Source organism: Gordonia asplenii, from assembly GCF_012933505.1.
Classification (GTDB): Bacteria; Actinomycetota; Actinomycetes; order Mycobacteriales; family Mycobacteriaceae; genus Gordonia; species Gordonia asplenii.
Genome location: NZ_JABBNB010000007.1, coordinates 11,430 through 26,580, shown reverse-complemented (window position 1 = coordinate 26,580; position 15,151 = coordinate 11,430). Strand labels below are relative to the sequence as shown.

General features: G+C 65.8%; 14 protein-coding genes and 1 tRNA gene. 8 read left to right on the top strand and 7 right to left on the bottom strand.

The window, feature by feature from the left end; genetic code table 11:
* Positions 1–26 precede the first annotated feature (26 nt).
* Both HH308_RS08310 and HH308_RS08305 read left to right on the top strand, forming a co-directional pair.
* A tRNA-Val gene (locus tag HH308_RS08310) sits at positions 27–101 on the top strand.
* Positions 102–300: 199 nt separating this feature from the next.
* Positions 301–573 (top strand): hypothetical protein, encoded by a 273-nt coding sequence (locus HH308_RS08305; protein ID WP_170193731.1) that lies wholly within the window; start codon positions 301–303, stop codon positions 571–573.
* Positions 574–851: 278 nt separating this feature from the next.
* Here HH308_RS08305 and HH308_RS08300 read toward each other — a convergent pair whose 3' ends face one another.
* The 3 genes from HH308_RS08300 to HH308_RS08290 form a co-directional block, all read right to left on the bottom strand.
* Complete coding sequence (locus HH308_RS08300) at positions 852–1,175, bottom strand: nuclear transport factor 2 family protein (protein ID WP_170193730.1); 324 nt, start codon at positions 1,173–1,175, stop codon at positions 852–854.
* Positions 1,176–1,195: 20 nt separating this feature from the next.
* Positions 1,196–1,957 (bottom strand): SDR family oxidoreductase, encoded by a 762-nt coding sequence (locus HH308_RS08295; RefSeq protein ID WP_170193729.1) that lies wholly within the window; start codon positions 1,955–1,957, stop codon positions 1,196–1,198.
* 138 nt (positions 1,958–2,095) lie between these two features.
* On the bottom strand, positions 2,096–2,683 hold the full coding sequence (locus HH308_RS08290) for a TetR/AcrR family transcriptional regulator (protein ID WP_170193728.1): 588 nt from the start codon (positions 2,681–2,683) through the stop codon (positions 2,096–2,098).
* A gap of 158 nt (positions 2,684–2,841) precedes the next feature.
* Here HH308_RS08290 and HH308_RS08285 point away from each other — a divergent pair, with 158 nt between their 5' ends.
* Complete coding sequence (locus HH308_RS08285) at positions 2,842–3,369, top strand: glyoxalase superfamily protein (RefSeq protein ID WP_312870475.1); 528 nt, start codon at positions 2,842–2,844, stop codon at positions 3,367–3,369.
* A gap of 62 nt (positions 3,370–3,431) precedes the next feature.
* Here HH308_RS08285 and HH308_RS08280 read toward each other — a convergent pair whose 3' ends face one another.
* Positions 3,432–4,022, bottom strand: coding sequence for a TetR/AcrR family transcriptional regulator (locus HH308_RS08280; RefSeq protein ID WP_246284404.1), 591 nt, complete (start codon positions 4,020–4,022; stop codon positions 3,432–3,434).
* A gap of 141 nt (positions 4,023–4,163) precedes the next feature.
* Between HH308_RS08280 and HH308_RS08275 the strand changes: the two genes are divergently transcribed.
* The 4 genes from HH308_RS08275 (at position 4,164) to HH308_RS08260 (ending at position 10,147) form a co-directional block, all read left to right on the top strand.
* Entirely contained in the window at positions 4,164–5,945 is a 1,782-nt protein-coding gene (locus HH308_RS08275) for an AMP-binding protein (protein ID WP_170193727.1), read from the top strand.
* A gap of 10 nt (positions 5,946–5,955) precedes the next feature.
* Positions 5,956–6,513: a hypothetical protein gene (locus HH308_RS08270; RefSeq protein ID WP_170193726.1), complete on the top strand. Its 558-nt coding sequence runs from the start codon at positions 5,956–5,958 to the stop codon at positions 6,511–6,513.
* A 168-nt stretch (positions 6,514–6,681) separates the two neighbouring features.
* Entirely contained in the window at positions 6,682–8,991 is a 2,310-nt protein-coding gene (locus tag HH308_RS08265) for a diguanylate cyclase (RefSeq protein ID WP_170193725.1), read from the top strand.
* 16 nt (positions 8,992–9,007) lie between these two features.
* Complete coding sequence (locus HH308_RS08260; protein ID WP_170193724.1) at positions 9,008–10,147, top strand: ThiF family adenylyltransferase; 1,140 nt, start codon at positions 9,008–9,010, stop codon at positions 10,145–10,147.
* A gap of 13 nt (positions 10,148–10,160) precedes the next feature.
* Here HH308_RS08260 and HH308_RS08255 read toward each other — a convergent pair whose 3' ends face one another.
* Together HH308_RS08255 and HH308_RS08250 are read right to left on the bottom strand one after the other, a co-directional pair.
* Positions 10,161–10,892: a hypothetical protein gene (locus HH308_RS08255; RefSeq protein ID WP_170193723.1), complete on the bottom strand. Its 732-nt coding sequence runs from the start codon at positions 10,890–10,892 to the stop codon at positions 10,161–10,163.
* A gap of 145 nt (positions 10,893–11,037) precedes the next feature.
* Positions 11,038–11,784, bottom strand: coding sequence for an SAM-dependent methyltransferase (locus HH308_RS08250; protein ID WP_170193722.1), 747 nt, complete (start codon positions 11,782–11,784; stop codon positions 11,038–11,040).
* Positions 11,785–12,063: 279 nt separating this feature from the next.
* On the opposite strand from HH308_RS08250, the gene HH308_RS08245 reads away from it, so the two are divergent.
* Entirely contained in the window at positions 12,064–12,882 is an 819-nt protein-coding gene (locus tag HH308_RS08245) for a maleylpyruvate isomerase family mycothiol-dependent enzyme (protein WP_170193721.1), read from the top strand.
* 7 nt (positions 12,883–12,889) lie between these two features.
* On the opposite strand, the gene HH308_RS08240 is transcribed toward HH308_RS08245, so the two are convergent.
* On the bottom strand, positions 12,890–15,103 hold the full coding sequence (locus tag HH308_RS08240; protein ID WP_170193720.1) for a protein kinase domain-containing protein: 2,214 nt from the start codon (positions 15,101–15,103) through the stop codon (positions 12,890–12,892).
* Between the last annotated feature and the right edge of the window lie 48 nt (positions 15,104–15,151).

The window sequence follows — 15,151 nt, the reverse complement described above, 5'->3', positions numbered from 1 at the left end:
AAGTTCACGGACTCAGCCGGTCACCGGCGCGTATAGCTCAGCGGTAGAGCTCTGGTCTTACACACCAGCGGTCAGGGGTTCAAATCCCTTTGCGCGCACCAGTGTTTCACCTGGTGGATGGTCATTTTGACCGGTCGGATGTGTGAGGTCGCGTCTCACAGACCTCGGTAGCGGGTGGGCGATCTGACCAGCCATCGACGGCGTCTCGAAGTAGTACGACACGGCCCGCGTCGTCTGGAGTAACAGTCGATCGCTCAGCAAGGTAGTCAGGGCGGCGAGTGGGAGCTTTATTCTGGTCGCGTGAGTAGCAGCATGCGGCGGAGATTCTTCGTCGACGCTTTGTCGGAGGTCGACTTCGTGGAGCGTGTCATCGATGCTGGGTTGGACGAAGATCAGATTGTTGTGGAGTACGTCGAGCCAGACGGCGTGGGGGAGATGATCGCCGTCAGTTTCAGCACCCTTCTCGACAAGGACGAGGTTGAGCGTGCGTTGCGCGCCAAGCTGGAAGACGCTGGGTTCAACACGTACAGCTACGACGAGTGGCTAGCTGTCGACTGTGGCGACGAGAGTTAGCCGCAACGAAGTCCGGCCAAGCATTGCGATGATCGAATGTGTCCTCTCCCTCATCGCGTGCCGTCGAATGAACCTCGGCGACCTGTCGAACCGGTTTAGCGATGCAGCGAGCGGAGCCCGAATCGTGATCTCCACGGTGTGATGGTGAAAGCCCGGCGCCTGCAAGGTATTTCGGTTCGGGGTTCTTCGTCTCGCCCTGCCCCTCGCTTCGGCGCTCCGGGGAGCGAGGGGTGACCCGAATGAGTACGGCACGGCTGCGGAGAGGGCGGCGGCCCCGACTACGCGCGGATCTCCATGCGTGCCACCTTTTCGCCGTCGAGTGTGAAGGTGAACGTCGACGGTCCGTTGAATCCGTCGCCGCCCACGGTCGCGATCACGATGACCGAGGCGCCGGCGGGCGTCGCCGACGTCACGTCGAGTGTGACGTGCTTGCCGATGAACTCGTCGTCGCTCCAGCCGTTGATAGCGGTACGGCCGCGGAATTCTCGGCCCCAGTCGTCGACCACGCCGTCGACGGCGAACGAATCGAGGAAACCGGATAGGTCGCCCGAGTTGGTGGCGGCGAGGAGTGCCGCGACGGGTGCCGGTAGTGGTGCAGTCATGTCGTTCCCTTCGATCGAGGTCAGCGAGTCGTGTAGCCGCCGTTGGCGAACAGCGTCTGTCCCGTCATCCAGCCGCCGTCGGTGCACAGGAAGGAGACCAGTGGCGCGATGTCGGTGATGAGTGTCAGTCGGCCGCCCAGCGCCTGGGACTTGTGGAATTCCACTCGTTCGGGAGTCTCCTGACCGTAGAAGAACGGTGTGTCCATCGGTCCGGGCGCGACGTTGTTCACCGAAATGCCCCGTGCCGCAAACTCTTTCGCCGCCGCGCGGGTGAAATGTTCGACCGGGCTCTTGGCGCCGGCATAGGTGGAGTATCCGTCGGTGAACGCTGCGAGCAGCGACGTCACCACCGTGACGATGCGGCCGCCGTCGTTGAGTCGTCTGCCGGCCTCAGCGATGAAGAAGTATGCGGCCTTCGAGTTGATGTCGAACATCGAGTCGTACTCGGCTTCGGTGGTGTCCACGATCGGTTTGCGTAGCACCTTGCCAACCGTGTTGACCGCGAGATCGACGCCGCCGAAGGCATCGACGGCGACGTCGAACAGCTTGCGAATGTTATCGGGTGTGGTCAGGTCGCCCTGGTAGACGACCGCCCGCCCGCCTGCCGACTCGATGGCGGCGGCAGTGTCGCGCGCGGCCCGGGCCGTCGAGTCGCTGTTGTAGTGAACCGCGACGTCGGCCCCCAGATCGGCGAGTTGTGTGCTGATCAGCCCGCCGAGGTTCTTCGCCCCAGCAGCGACGACAGCCGACTTGCCCGACAACGGTTTTGCTTCGGTGGTCATAAATCCTCTTGTCTCGGTGACGATTCCAGGTGGGAAGCGTTCGTCCCACGTCGTCGAACCTACGACCAGAATCAACAAGCAACAATCGATAGTTTCTGGACATATGACAATCAATATTTGTGAATAGGTGACACGCGATCAGCGAGATGTCTGCTGTCGGCCGGACTCGGACCCGCGGACCAGGCGTTCGACGGCGTCGGTGGCGAGGGCGTCGGCGTCGTATCCGGGTGGGAGACCGTCGCCGGCGGCCAGCCCGGCGATGCCTTGAAGACACGCGAGCATGATGATGCCGAAGCGCTCGGGGTCGTCGACGGGGGCGTCGCCGTCGGTGAGCAGGGTGAGCAGGGTGCGCGCACAGGAGTCGGCCGCGGCCTGGACTACGGATTCGGCGGCGGTGTGTTTCCGTGCGTACATCAGGGCGAGGAGACGCGGGTGCGTGCCGGCGAAGTGCATATACGCATGTGCGGTTGCGTGCAAGCGGCGGTCGAAGGTGTCGTTGCCCGCGGCGGTTGTCGTGAGTTCGTGATTGAGTCGCTCGAACCCATCGGCGGCGAGTGCGTCCAACAGGGCGTTGCGATCGGCGAAGTGTTTGCTCGGGGCAGAGTGCGACACGGCGAGGTCGCGGGCGAGTGATCGCAGGGTGATCGCGTCGACGCCGTTGGTTGTGAGGACCTCTTCGGCGCGGATGAGTATTGCCGAACGGAGGTTGCCGTGGTGGTAGGCCATGCAGCCGAGCGTAGGTCAGCAAAGTTGTCGCCGTCACCATTGTTGCTGCCGGCAACATGAAGCCCGACGAAGCAGTCGCGCTTCCCGAGGTCGGCCTGCACTCTGAGTAGGCTGGTGCCGACCGTTGAACCTGGCCGCCGAGCGCGAAGGAATCAGTCGTGGTGATCCCCGGCGTCGAACCGCAGTCCATGGCCGCTCGACTGCGCGAGCGCTTCGCGATGGACGGCACCGAACTCACCGAGACGACAGCGCGCGAATTGGTGGCCGCGCAGCTCGGCTATTCCGACTGGACGACGTGTGCCGAAGCTGCAGCGTCGTCGTCGGATCCGGTCACCATCCCGATTCTTCGCACGTTTCCCGGCGACGAGGCCCGCCGCTTCTATGTCAATTTCCTGGGCTTCACGGTGGATTGGGAGCATCGCTTCGAGGAGGGCGCGCCGCTCTATCAGCAGGTGTCCCGCGAAGGGTGTGTACTCCACTTGAGTGAGCATCACGGTGATGCCACACCCGGTTCCGCGGTCCGAATCGCGATCGCCGACGTTCGACGGCTCCAGCGTGCGCTCTTCGACAGCCCGGTGTATCCGCTGCGTATCGGACTGAGCCGCCAACCATGGGGCGACGACTTGACCGTTCCCGACCCGTTCGGCAACCGGATCACGTTCCACACTCCGAGGTCGGCGAGCTAAAGCATCGTCAAACCGCCCGCGTGACCCGGTCAACGGCGCGCGGCGAACGAGATTACGCGGGATCATCCGCCGGCGAGCAGCATCGCCGTCATCTGGGCGCGCCATCGCGCGTCGAGGCCCTCGGCTCCGTGCATCACCGCGGTCATCAACGTGGCACCGAAGGCGACTTCCGCGACCATCGAGGGATCGAGCCTCAGCGTGGTCCCGTCGCGCCGCGCGGCTGCGACGAACCGTGCGCCGAGGTCCCCGGACACCACCGAGTTCATCCGCGTCGACAGTTCGCGTTCCAGATCCTTGTCGGCGGCGAGGTCGCTCAGCAGCCCGGTGATCGCACGTCGCATCGCGGGATCCGACACCACGGCGGCGCAGTTGTCCACGACGCCGGCGACTTCATCGGCCAGCGTGGAATTCTCGTCGGGCGGAACGGTCAGGCGCTCGGTCGGGAACACCGCGTGATGCACGATGTGTGCCTTGCTGGGCCAGCGGCGTCGAACGGCGGGCACCGACGTCTGTGCGCGTGCGGCGACTGCGGTGAGGGTCAGATCGGCATATCCGACGTCGGCGAGCAGTTCGCGCGCGGCCGCGAGCACCGCGGTGTCGATGCGCGAGTCTCGCGGTCTGCCCGCGGTGGTTTCACCTGCCGCCGTCATCATCGGACCTCCCTCACGAGCGGCGAATCACAGCGATTCGCTCGTGTGACCATCGATCTTTCCAGATCCTGTTGACTTTGATCACACACGCCAATAGATTTCGTTCTACCACGAAACATTATTCTCGTCACTCGGAGGCAGTCGATGTCGGCCAGCTCACACCTCGATGCCGTGCCCACCACGGCAGCCCTGATCCTCGCTCGCCGCGACGACGACTCGACCGCACTTCTCGTCGACGAACGGTCGTGGACTTGGCGCGAGTTCGTCGACGAGTGTGCCGTGCGCGCTGCGGCGCTCGTCGCTCTGCGCCGGCCGGGGCCGTGGCATGTCGGTGTCTTGATGGACAACGACCCCGAGTACCTCTTCTTGATCGGCGGCGCGGCGCTGTGCGGCGCCACCATCGTCGGCGTCAATCCCACCCGCCGCGGAGCCGAACTCGCGGGCGACGTCGTCCGCACCGACTGCGGGCTCGTCATCGTCGGCGACTCCTATCGCGATCTGGTTCCCGACATCGAGGACGTCGTCGACGTCGCGCCGACGTCGGGCGGGATATATCGCGACGCCGTGGCGGCGGCGCGGGGCGCCCGGGTCGACGACTGGGCCGACCGCGCTGACGCGCAGCACAATTTGCTCCTGCTGTTCACGTCGGGATCGACCGGCACGCCCAAGGCGGTCCTGTGCGGCACCAGTCGCCTAGCTGCCATCGGCATGCTCAACATCCATGGCCTCACCAGCGACGACGTCGCCTACAACGCGATGCCGCTGTTCCACGGCAACGCGCTGATGAGCGCCTGGGCGCCGGTGCTCTCGGTCGGTGCGACCTACGCGATGCGCGCGAAGTTCTCGGCGTCGGGATTCCTGCCCGACATTCAGCGGTTCCGCGCCACCTTCTTCAACTACGTGGGCCGATCGCTCGCCTACATCCTCGCCCAACCGGAGTCTGCGGCCGAGGCCGACAACTGCCTCCGATTCGGCTGGGGTACCGAGGCTTCGGCTCGCGACCGGGCGGAGTTCACCCGACGCTTCGCCACCCGGATCACCGAATCGTACGGATCGTCGGAAGGCGTGTGCGTCATCGTGCGCGACGAGACCACACCGTCGGGGGCCCTCGGCAAGCCCAATCCGATGCTCGGCATGCAAGTCGTCGCGCCCGACGGAACGCCGTGTCCGCCCGCTCGATTCACCGCCGACGGTGCCATCGCCAATCCGACGGAGGCGATCGGCGAAATCGTCGCGCGCGGTGGGGCGGCGAGATTCGAGGGCTACTACGACAACCCCGACGCCACGGCGGAGAAGATCCGCGACGGCGACTACTGGTCCGGGGATCTCGCCTACGTCGACGCCGACGGTGTGTTCTGGTTCGCCGGGCGCACCAACGACTGGATCAGGGTCGACTCAGAGAATTTCTCCACCGCGCCGCTGGAGCGGATCATCGCCCGTTACCCGGCGATCCGAGGTGTGGCGGCGTACGCGGTACCCGATCCGCGCACCGGGGATCGGGTGATGATCACCGTCGAGCTCGCATCCGATCCGTCCGGCGACGACGCATTCGACCCTGCCGATTTCGCCGATTTCCTGGCCGCGCAGCCGGATATGGGAACGAAGTGGACCCCAGCGCTGATCCGGCTCACCGATCGATTTCCGCTGACCGCCACCCGCAAGCTCGACAAGGCGACACTGCGTCACGACGCCTGGTTCACCGCGGACCGCGTCGTCGAACTGCGCGACGGCGCCTATCACGAACTCGACGATGCGCGTCGCGCCGAAATCGTCGAACAGTTTAGTTCGCACGGTCGGGCCCATCTGCTGCATTCGCGAAAATCGTCCGAATATCCACCCGGAGAGGGCATATCGCCCCAGGTCAGCGGACTATCGGACGATTTTCACCCACACCCCCGGCCACAGCCCGGCCGGACCGACAGATAGGAGCGACCTCATGGTCCAGATCAATCAAGAAGCATTGTGCGAGTTCATCAAGAACCGCCTCGCCAACACCACCGATGAGCGTCATCGCACCATGCTCGAACGCATGCTCACACACGCACACTTCGAGCATCAGGGCAACCTCGACGGACTGATGTCCACTCTCGGGCCCACCACCGACTATCACTTCTGGGAACTCTCCGGCGACGTCGGCCCCAAAGGCCTCGACGGTGTGCGTGGCTACTATTCACATCTCGTCGAGTCGGTGGCGCACATCCTGGAGTTCGATTGCCAGCGCATGGTGATCGACGACGACTGCATCGTCATCGAGGGCATCCTCACGATGATCTCGCCGGGTTCGTTCCTCGCCGAGAATCCGATGGCGGCCGGCTTCGCCGACGCAGCGAAGACGTATCTGCTGCGTATGCGCAATGTGATCTTCTGGCCGTTCGACGAGGACCTGTACATCGTCGGCGAAGACTCGTATACCGGTGGACCGATCGAAATCCGGGAACTCGCCGACGACGAGATCCCGCCGCAGTACACCGACGCCCTCGCGGCCGCTCAGTGAGCGATGCGGACTCTCGGCGGTCGGCGACCCCCGACGTTCGCGATCAGCGTGACGTTGTATACGAAACCACGCTTTACCTGACCGGTGGCCACAACTTTCGGTAACTTAGCACTCTCTACAAGACCCGCTGCAGAGGTAAGTATCGACTAAGTTCTTGGAGGAAGTCCGGTGGCCCGAAAGTACGACCTGCGCACGCTCGCGGTACTCGCGAGCGAGGCGGGTGCGGTGCCGCTGATCGTGATCGGACTCGCGTCGTCGTCGTTCGTCATCCCCGGCTGCCGCTGGATTCCGGTGGTCATCGGGGTGTACACCGTCGTCTCGATCATCCTCACCATCGCGCTCACGCCGCTGACCGACCGATGGTTCGCGGTGTTGAGCTTCGGCGGCATGCTCGGAATCGTCGGGTGCGCGTACTCGATCACCGACGCCGGGTCGGCGCATGCCATCCTCGTCCTGCTGGCGGCGATCCCCGCGTTGGCGGCGATGGAGTCGCCGCCACGCGTCGTCGGCTCGTTCGTCGTCGTTGCAGGTCTGCTCGCTTCCAGCGTGGTGATCGTCCGTGCGACGTCGACGACCGCGCTCATGGTCGCCGGTGGCGCCGCCTGGATGGCGATCGTAGTGCCGACGTTTCTCGTTCTCACGCTGCGCAAGTCGCTGACTCGACTGGTCGACGAACACCAGCGACTGAGCGCGACGGACCCGTTGACCGGCGCGCTCAACCGACGTGGGTTGCTCTCCGACTTCGAAGTGACGTGTGGGGCGGTGGCCGCCGGCGCGACGCGGGTGGGGTTCCTCGTCGCCGACATCGACTTGTTCAAGCGAGTCAACGACGAGCACGGTCATTCCGCGGGCGACGCGATACTCGTGGAGATCACCCAGATACTGAAGCGCGCGTCACCCGATCAGGCACTGATCGCGCGCACCGGCGGCGAGGAGTTTCTGATCGTCACGCCGATCGACGACGAGATGACGCTGGCTCAACTCGGCGAACGGATCCGACACGACATCGCGGGGGAGACCGACGTCACGGTGAGTGTCGGCGGGGCATGCGCAGAACTCGCCGTCGCGCAGGAGGGAGTGCCCACCGGGCAGGTACTGGACACGCTGTTCGGGTCTGCCGACGAATGTCTCTATCGTGCCAAACAACTAGGCCGCAACCGGATCGAAACGAAGATGATCGACGGTATCCGGTGGCGCCCGACGCTGGCCGCTCATCCGAGTACCGCACCGGACCTGGGCCTCAGCCGCAACCTGTGGGGCAGCTGGTCCTACGATCGGCCACGCGAGACTCCCGCCGACACCGGGAGACCGCCGATCACCTCCGGTCACCGTGAACACTCGGGTTTCGTGTTGCTCGACCCGGTCGCGGACGCGACGCTCGTCGCCGAACATCTCGCACGGGGCTACGAACTCATCGACTCCTGGCAGTACGCCGGACCGGAATTGCAACAACTCGACGCACTGCAGAGCTGCGGCCCCGAGCCGAGTCCGCCGGTACTCGACGTCACCGATCCGGACGTGCTCACCCGGCACAGCCGACTGGCGGTGTACCCGTGGCGCGGCACGGTCGTCCGCGTACCCGATTCGTCGACGTTCTACCGCCTGCGCACGGCACGCAACAGGTTCCTGCTGACCGGAGCCGAGCAGACGGCCTGGAGCACGGCTACCGTCGCGGTCGCCGGTCTCAGCAGCGGCACCGCGGCGATGGCGGCGTGCGCGCTGACGGGCGCACGACACTTCCATCTCGCCGACCCGGACAAGCTGGCGGTGACGAATCTGAATCGGATGAGCGGATCGATCTGCGACATTACGCAGACCAAGATCGACCTCGCCGTCCGCCAACTGTTGGAGAGCGATCCCTACACGCGGATTACCGCGTTTCCATTCGGGTACCGGCCGGGTACCGCCGACAGCTTTCTGGGGATCGACGACCAGCCGGTCGCGGTGGTGATCGACGAGATCGACGACGTCGCGATGAAGATCGACTTGCGACAACGCGCGCGGGCCGCCGGAATACCGGTGATCAGCACCACCGATATCGGCGCCAACCTGGTCCTCGACGTCGAACGTTTCGATCTCGATCGCACCTACCCGCTCTTCCACGGTCGTGCCGAAGACTTCGACGCGGGCGATCCGACCGACCCCGCGCAACGCCTGCGGATGGCGGCCCAGATCGTCGGCGACGTCCTCACCCCGCGGATGGCGTACTCCGCCAGCCAGATCGGACGGAGCATCAGCTCGTGGCCGCAACTGGGAGCCACCGCCATGATGGCCGGTTCGTTCGCGGCGACCGCCGCCCGAATGATCGTCTGCGGGCAACCCATCGCGTCGGGTCGCTACCACCTCGAATTCGACCACATCCTGCTCGGTGCCTCCGCGCGGGGAACCGACGGCTGGAACGAGCTGACCGAGGAGGAGATGATCGCCGTCGTCTCCTCGATCGCCGGTCCCGGTTCCGCAAACCCCCGAACGTCCTAAACGATACGGAGACCCGATGTTCGAATTGCTGCAGCCCGCGGCCGACAGCGAACGAATCACGCAGCTGATCGGTTCGACCGGGTATGACTTCGTCGACGCGTGGATACAGGCGAAACCTGAACTGCGACAATTGGATCAGCTCGAGCACGTTGATCCGTCACCGCGGCCCGCGTCGATCGATCTGAACGACGACGCGACGGTCGAGGCACACAGCAGCTACGCGATTTACCCCTGGCGTCGCACGATAGTGAGACTGCCCGAATCGGATATCTTCTATCGGTTGAAGTCTGCGCGTAATCGCCACCTGTTGACCTACGCGGAGCAAGAAGCCTGGCAGCACGCGACCATAGCTGTCGCGGGATTGAGCGTCGGATCGGCGGCACTGATCGCGTGCGGGCTCACCGGCGCACGCAAGTTTCACGTCGCCGACCCGGATGACCTGGCCATCACCAATCTCAATAGGCTGGCGGGCTCGGTGTGCGACCTGGGTCGGTCGAAACTGGAGTTGGCGCGACGACGGCTACTCGAAGCCGATCCCTATACGGCTCTCACCGCATTCGCGCAGGGGTACGCACCCGACATCGCCGCGGCGTTTCTCGGCACCGACGCCGACGCCGTGCAGGTCGTCATCGAGGAGATCGACGACGTCGCCATGAAGATCGACATGCGCAGGCGCGCTCGGGCGGCAGGGATCCCGGTCGTCAGTGCAACCGACATCGGCGACAATGTCGTGCTCGACATCGAGCGGTTCGATCTCGATCCCGCTTATCCGATCTTCCACGGCCGCGGCGAGAACTTCGCGGATGGCGACGCGGACGACCCCACCCAGCGGTTGAGTATGGCTGCGGCCATCGTCGGTGACAGCCTCACGCCGCGAATGGCTTTCTCGGCCAGTCAGATCAATCGCAGCATCAGCTCGTGGCCGCAACTGGGATCGACCGCGCAGATGGCCGGCGCGCTCGCGGCCACCGCGGCGCGCATGATCGTCTGCCGCGGCGCGGTGCCCTCGGGCAGGTATCACATCGAAGTGGACCGGATCCTCCTCGATTCCGCGGCCGACGGCACCGGTGCCTGGAACGAACTCGAACCCAGCGTCCTCGCGGCAATGATCGCCGGGGCGCGAGTAGACACCGCGGCTTCCGTCGACAGTCCGTGATCGCCGCACGCGATCACGCGACTGCTTCGGTGTTCAGTCCGAACATGTCGTGAATACCCAGCCCGGCGAACTCGGCGCGCATCTGCGCCCAGATGATCGGCTGCGCGAACTCGGCCAGGGTGTACCGGTCCCAGAACATGACCCGGGTCAGATACCGACTGTCCGGATAGGGCGTCGGTTCGATCGACTCGTCGACTAGGCCTCCACCGGACCGCCAGCGACCGAGAACGTAGTCGGCCGCGGTGGCCATGACGTATCGACTCTCGGTGGTGTTCATCGTGATCAACGCATTGCGCGCCAACAACCCGGCGACGGCCTTACCGTGCGGTGCGTCCATGTCGACATAGGCCGACTTGACCTCGACCAGCCCCTCGGACAGTCGCGACTCGATCGCGTCGACCAGTCGCCCCTGATCGGGTTGTCCCGCCCACTCCTCGACGGCGTGGGATTCGTCGGCGTACAGGTACGGGCCCTGCACACGCAGTCCGCCGACGACGTCCCCGTTCGACGCAACCGCCGCACAGAACATGGATGTTCCGGCGCCGTCACGCACTCGCTCGAATTCGAGCGCCGTCACCACACCACGGGCTACATACGAGCGATAGGCGCCGTCGATGTAGTCTCGCCAGACGTCGGGGGCGCTGCGGGGAGTCCCCACCACGAGCGTCGTATCACTGGCACGATCGTGCATGGCGAATCGTCCGTCGAATCGGGTACGGACAACTGTCTCTGCTAGATGCGGCATCTGTTCCTCACTCCACTGAAAAGTCCCGACGTATCGACTCTTGTCAATCTCGAGTCCATCTACAAGTCTGCGATGGTGGCCCGAACATGCCAACAGGTACGAATGTCCGATTCAAAGCGGTCGCCCGCCGGAGGAGGAGTGGGTTTCAGCCGGCCCGTCGACGCAGTACGTACCCGGTGTAGGAGTAATCCGCGCCATGTGCGGAGCGGATCGTGATCTCCTCGCCGAGCACGGCGAGCATCGCCTCATCGATTCCTTCCGTGCGAAGCTGCTCGATTCGGCGGGTGAGCGGGTCGTAGTACTCGGCCCAATCGGAGTCGGGCAGCACGTACACCGCGCGGACGTCGTAGCCCGCCAGCTGTGCGGCATCGACATTCTCGCCGGTTCGGCGCATCGCGGGGTAGGCGGCGCCCCAGAATCGTCGTACCTCGTGCGACGGCTGCGGTGTCGACCACTCCGCCTCGGTCAGCACCACGACGCCGTCGTCGCTCAGCAGACGCCGCCAAGACGTCAGCGCGGCGTCGAAGCCCATGAGGTAGACCGCGCCCTCCGCCCAGATCAGATCGACGGAGCCGTCGTCGAGCGGCAGGTCCTGCATGGGTGCGTTGAGCGTGACGATCCGACCGTCGACGCCGGCGTCCGCGGCCCGCCGGGTGACCTCGTCGAGGAAGGGTTGGTGGGTGTCGACGGCGGTGACGGTGCCGCCGGTCAGCTGCGCCAACGTGATCGACGCCGATCCCGGGCCCGAGCCGATGTCGAGGATGCGGGGTTGTCGGGGCAGGCGACCGGCGAGCCGCAGCAGGAGTTCGGTGGTCGCCGCCGACCCCGGAGCCTGGCGGGGAAGGCCGGAATGGGCGCGGACGAAGAGGTCGGAAAGATCGTCAGGGGGCATATCGGTCGATGCTGCCATGCGTCGGGGGCGAGGTCGCAACGCAGCCCCCGATGTCCGTTGCGGCGGAACCACGCGCGCTCGGCGCATCGATCGGTCAGATGCGTGACACCTGGCTCGCGGTCGACGGGGTTGCGTTGTGACGCAACATCATTGAGCATGGAAGGGTTGCGTCCGGGTATCGCCCGACGCGCCCGCACGGGTCTGTTCACCGGCCGACGCCCCGGCCACTGGCACTCGACCCGTGCACGGAACCGGCGTAGCTCGCCGAGGAGGAGTGACATGGCACAGCCCACCAGCGTCCCCATCGATTCGGTGCGTACCGCGCTCATCGACGAATGGGCTCGATTACGCTCTCTCGCAAGCCAACTCGACGACGCCGCGTGGTACGGCCCGTCCATCCTGCCGGGGTGGTCCACCGGCGACGTCATCGCGCACATCATCGGCACCGAATCGCTGCTCGACGGTCGCGCCGTCCCCGACGTCGACATCAGCGATGCCGCGCACGTCCGCAATCCGATCGGCGAACTCAACGAGCGCTGGCTCACGCATTTCCGGAAATCGAGCCGGCAGCAGGTGCTCGACGCCTACGACGAGATCATCGCCGTGCGTACCGGCACGCTCAACGCCATGTCGCAGAACGACTTCGACGCCCAGACCGCCACCCCGGCCGGACCGGACTCGTACGGTCGGTTCATGCGGATCCGCACCTTCGACTGCTGGGTTCACGACATCGACCTGCGCGACAGCCTGCGGCTGCCCGCTCCCGCGCAGTCGGCTGCGGCGGAGTGGGGGATCACCGAGATCTTCGCGAGCCTGCCCTACGTCGTCGGGAAACGAGCCAGTGCACCGTCGGGCACGCGCGTTCAGGTCGACGTCACCGGTGCGGCGACGGCGACCGCGCGTATCTACGTCGGTGATCGAGCCGGCCTCGTCGACGACTTCGGCTCGGCCGCACCGGATGTGACGCTGCGCGTCGACGCCGTCGACCTTGCGCGACTGGCAGGCGGCCGCAGCAGCGCCGACCCGACGTCGGTGACCGCGGACGGCGACACCGCCCTCGCGCAGACCATCGTGGCGAAACTGAACTACGTCGTCTAGGGCCTAGTCACTTCACCGTCGCCGTCGAGATCACTACCGGCGTATTGGGCCGACCGTATTCGGTGGTGCCCTTGTCCGGGGTGATTCCGCCGGTGGCGACGCGGTCGAGGATGGTCAATGACGCATCGTCGATGGTGCCGACCACCGAGTAGATCGGTGCGATGTTGGCGGGCTTCATGAAGAAGATCAAGGTACCGGCCGCGGTGCCGTTCGATGCGTTCGACCGCTCGGTCGGGTCGGAGTTGACCAGCGCCACCGTCCCGCGCGGATAAGTGACCAGAGCCCGGCCTTTGCTGTCGTTGCCGCCGCTGGCAGTGAGGTTTTTCGGGAACTCGTCGATGTTGGCCCACCCCGGGCTGCCCGCCTGCGTTCCGGTCGGATCGCCGCAGATCAACAACGTGCCGTCGGACGAGAGTCGGTGGCAGGTGGTGTTGTCGTAATAGCCGTTCTTCGCGAGTGACACCACCGCGCCCGCGTTACACGGTGCCATCGCATGGTTCAGGGTCAGGTTGAGCTGCCCCTGCGAGGTGTCGATGTCGATGAGGGTGGTGCCGGTGTTCGGTTGCTGTGTCGGCGGCTGCGGCGACGTCGGCCCCTTCGCCGGGACGCTGCGATATGTGCACGCCACGGTGCTGCCGGCGATCGTCGACGACGACGGACCGGTCGACGTCGGCGGAGTGGGATCGCTGCCGCCGCTGGTCGCCACGATGATGCCGACCGTGCCAAGCACGATCACCAGCAGCGCGACGCTCGCGATAATCGCGATCTTGCGGGTGTTGGTACCTTTCGGCTTCGGCGGAAGTCCTTGTGCGCCTGAGTTATTGGGTGCGCCGGTGAAATAGGCCGGAGCACCCGTGCCGCCGGTCGGCGGGCCGAATCCACCCGGACCGGGCTGTGCCTGCGGGCCGGAGCCGAAGCGCTGCGGGTCGGACGCGAACTGCGGACCCGACGTCGCCTGCGGACCAGATCCCTGTGGTCCGGACGTCGCCTGCGGGCCCGACGAACCATAGAAACCCTGCGGCCCCGACGCGCCGTGCGGGCCCGACTGCCGCCCGAGCGGTCCGGAAGCGAACTGCGGACCCGACGACCCCGACTGTCCGAACGGCCCGGACTGGCCGGAACCGGACTGGGTGGACCCCGACTGGGCTGGACCCGACTGGGCTGGACCCGACTGAGTGGCTCCAGACTGCGCCGACGGCCCGGGGCCCGACGCGAACTGCGGACCCGACGACCCCTGCGGACCGACCGCCCCGGCCCCCGGGAACACCTGACGGATCGGGGCCTGCTGCGGCGGCCCCGACGTCGGCCAGCCGGTCTGGCGCGGCGGTCCGGACTGCGCGAATCCGCCCGACTGCGGGGGACCGGTATGCGGCCGGGGCGGCGTGATCACGGAGTTCTGTGCGACGGGCGGCATGGTGGCCAGCGCCCGCGAGATCGCGCGGGCGAACTCTTTGGTCGACCCGTAGCGACTGGCCGGGTCCTTGCCCATGCCGTAGGCGATGACCGGGTCCAGCGCGATGCCGGTCATCGGTGGTTGCTTGGTCAGATGTGCGGTGATCAGCGACTCGGTGCTGCTGCCGACGAACGGCTGGCGCCCGGTCAGCGACTCGTACAGCACACACGCCAGTGAGTAGGTGTCCGCCGCGGGCCCGGCCTGCTCGTCGCCGAAACGTTCGGGCGCCATGTAGGCCAACGAACCCAGCGCGGTACCGGCCATCGTCATGCTCGTGTCACCCATGCCGTGGGCGATACCGAAGTCGACGAGGTAGGCGAAGTCGTTCTCGTCGATGAGAATGTTGTCCGGCTTGACGTCGCGGTGCACCAGACCGTGTTTGTGCGCGGCGTCGAGCGCGTTGGCGATCTGGCCGACGATGTTGGCGGCCCGCGCCGGCGGGATGGGCCCCTTCTTCAGGATGGTGCGCAAGTCCTGGCCCTCGACGAGGCGCATGTCGATGAACAGCAACCCGTCGATCTCGCCGAAGTCGTGGATCGGGATGATGTGCGGCTCGGACAGCCGGGCCGCGGTCCGCGACTCGGTCATGAACCGCGACCGGAACTCTTCGTTGTCGACGAGATGCGGTGAGAGCAATTTGAGCGCCACCGTGCGGTCTTTGACGGTGTCGTAGGCCTGATAGACCTCGCCCATCCCGCCTCGGCCGATCAACGCATCAACCCGGTAGGGCCCCAGCGTGGACCCGACTCTCGACGATTCTTCCGTCACCGCTTGCCCCCTGGCTCGTTGGCTGGGTTGACATCTCCGGCCACGCCG

Bases quoted from the DNA above. Each gene is read 5' to 3' on its own strand.
- HH308_RS08270 (WP_170193726.1), top strand. From the start codon at position 5,956: ATGGTCCAGATCAATCAAGAAGCATTGTGCGAGTTCATCAAGAACCGC.
- HH308_RS08245 (WP_170193721.1), top strand. From the start codon at position 12,064: ATGGCACAGCCCACCAGCGTCCCCATCGATTCGGTGCGTACCGCGCTC.
- HH308_RS08295 (WP_170193729.1), bottom strand. From the start codon at position 1,957: ATGACCACCGAAGCAAAACCGTTGTCGGGCAAGTCGGCTGTCGTCGCT.
- HH308_RS08300 (WP_170193730.1), bottom strand. From the start codon at position 1,175: ATGACTGCACCACTACCGGCACCCGTCGCGGCACTCCTCGCCGCCACC.
- HH308_RS08255 (WP_170193723.1), bottom strand. From the start codon at position 10,892: ATGCCGCATCTAGCAGAGACAGTTGTCCGTACCCGATTCGACGGACGA.
- HH308_RS08260 (WP_170193724.1), top strand. From the start codon at position 9,008: ATGTTCGAATTGCTGCAGCCCGCGGCCGACAGCGAACGAATCACGCAG.
- HH308_RS08275 (WP_170193727.1), top strand. From the start codon at position 4,164: ATGTCGGCCAGCTCACACCTCGATGCCGTGCCCACCACGGCAGCCCTG.
- HH308_RS08290 (WP_170193728.1), bottom strand. From the start codon at position 2,683: ATGGCCTACCACCACGGCAACCTCCGTTCGGCAATACTCATCCGCGCC.
- HH308_RS08250 (WP_170193722.1), bottom strand. From the start codon at position 11,784: ATGCCCCCTGACGATCTTTCCGACCTCTTCGTCCGCGCCCATTCCGGC.
- HH308_RS08280 (WP_246284404.1), bottom strand. From the start codon at position 4,022: ATGATGACGGCGGCAGGTGAAACCACCGCGGGCAGACCGCGAGACTCG.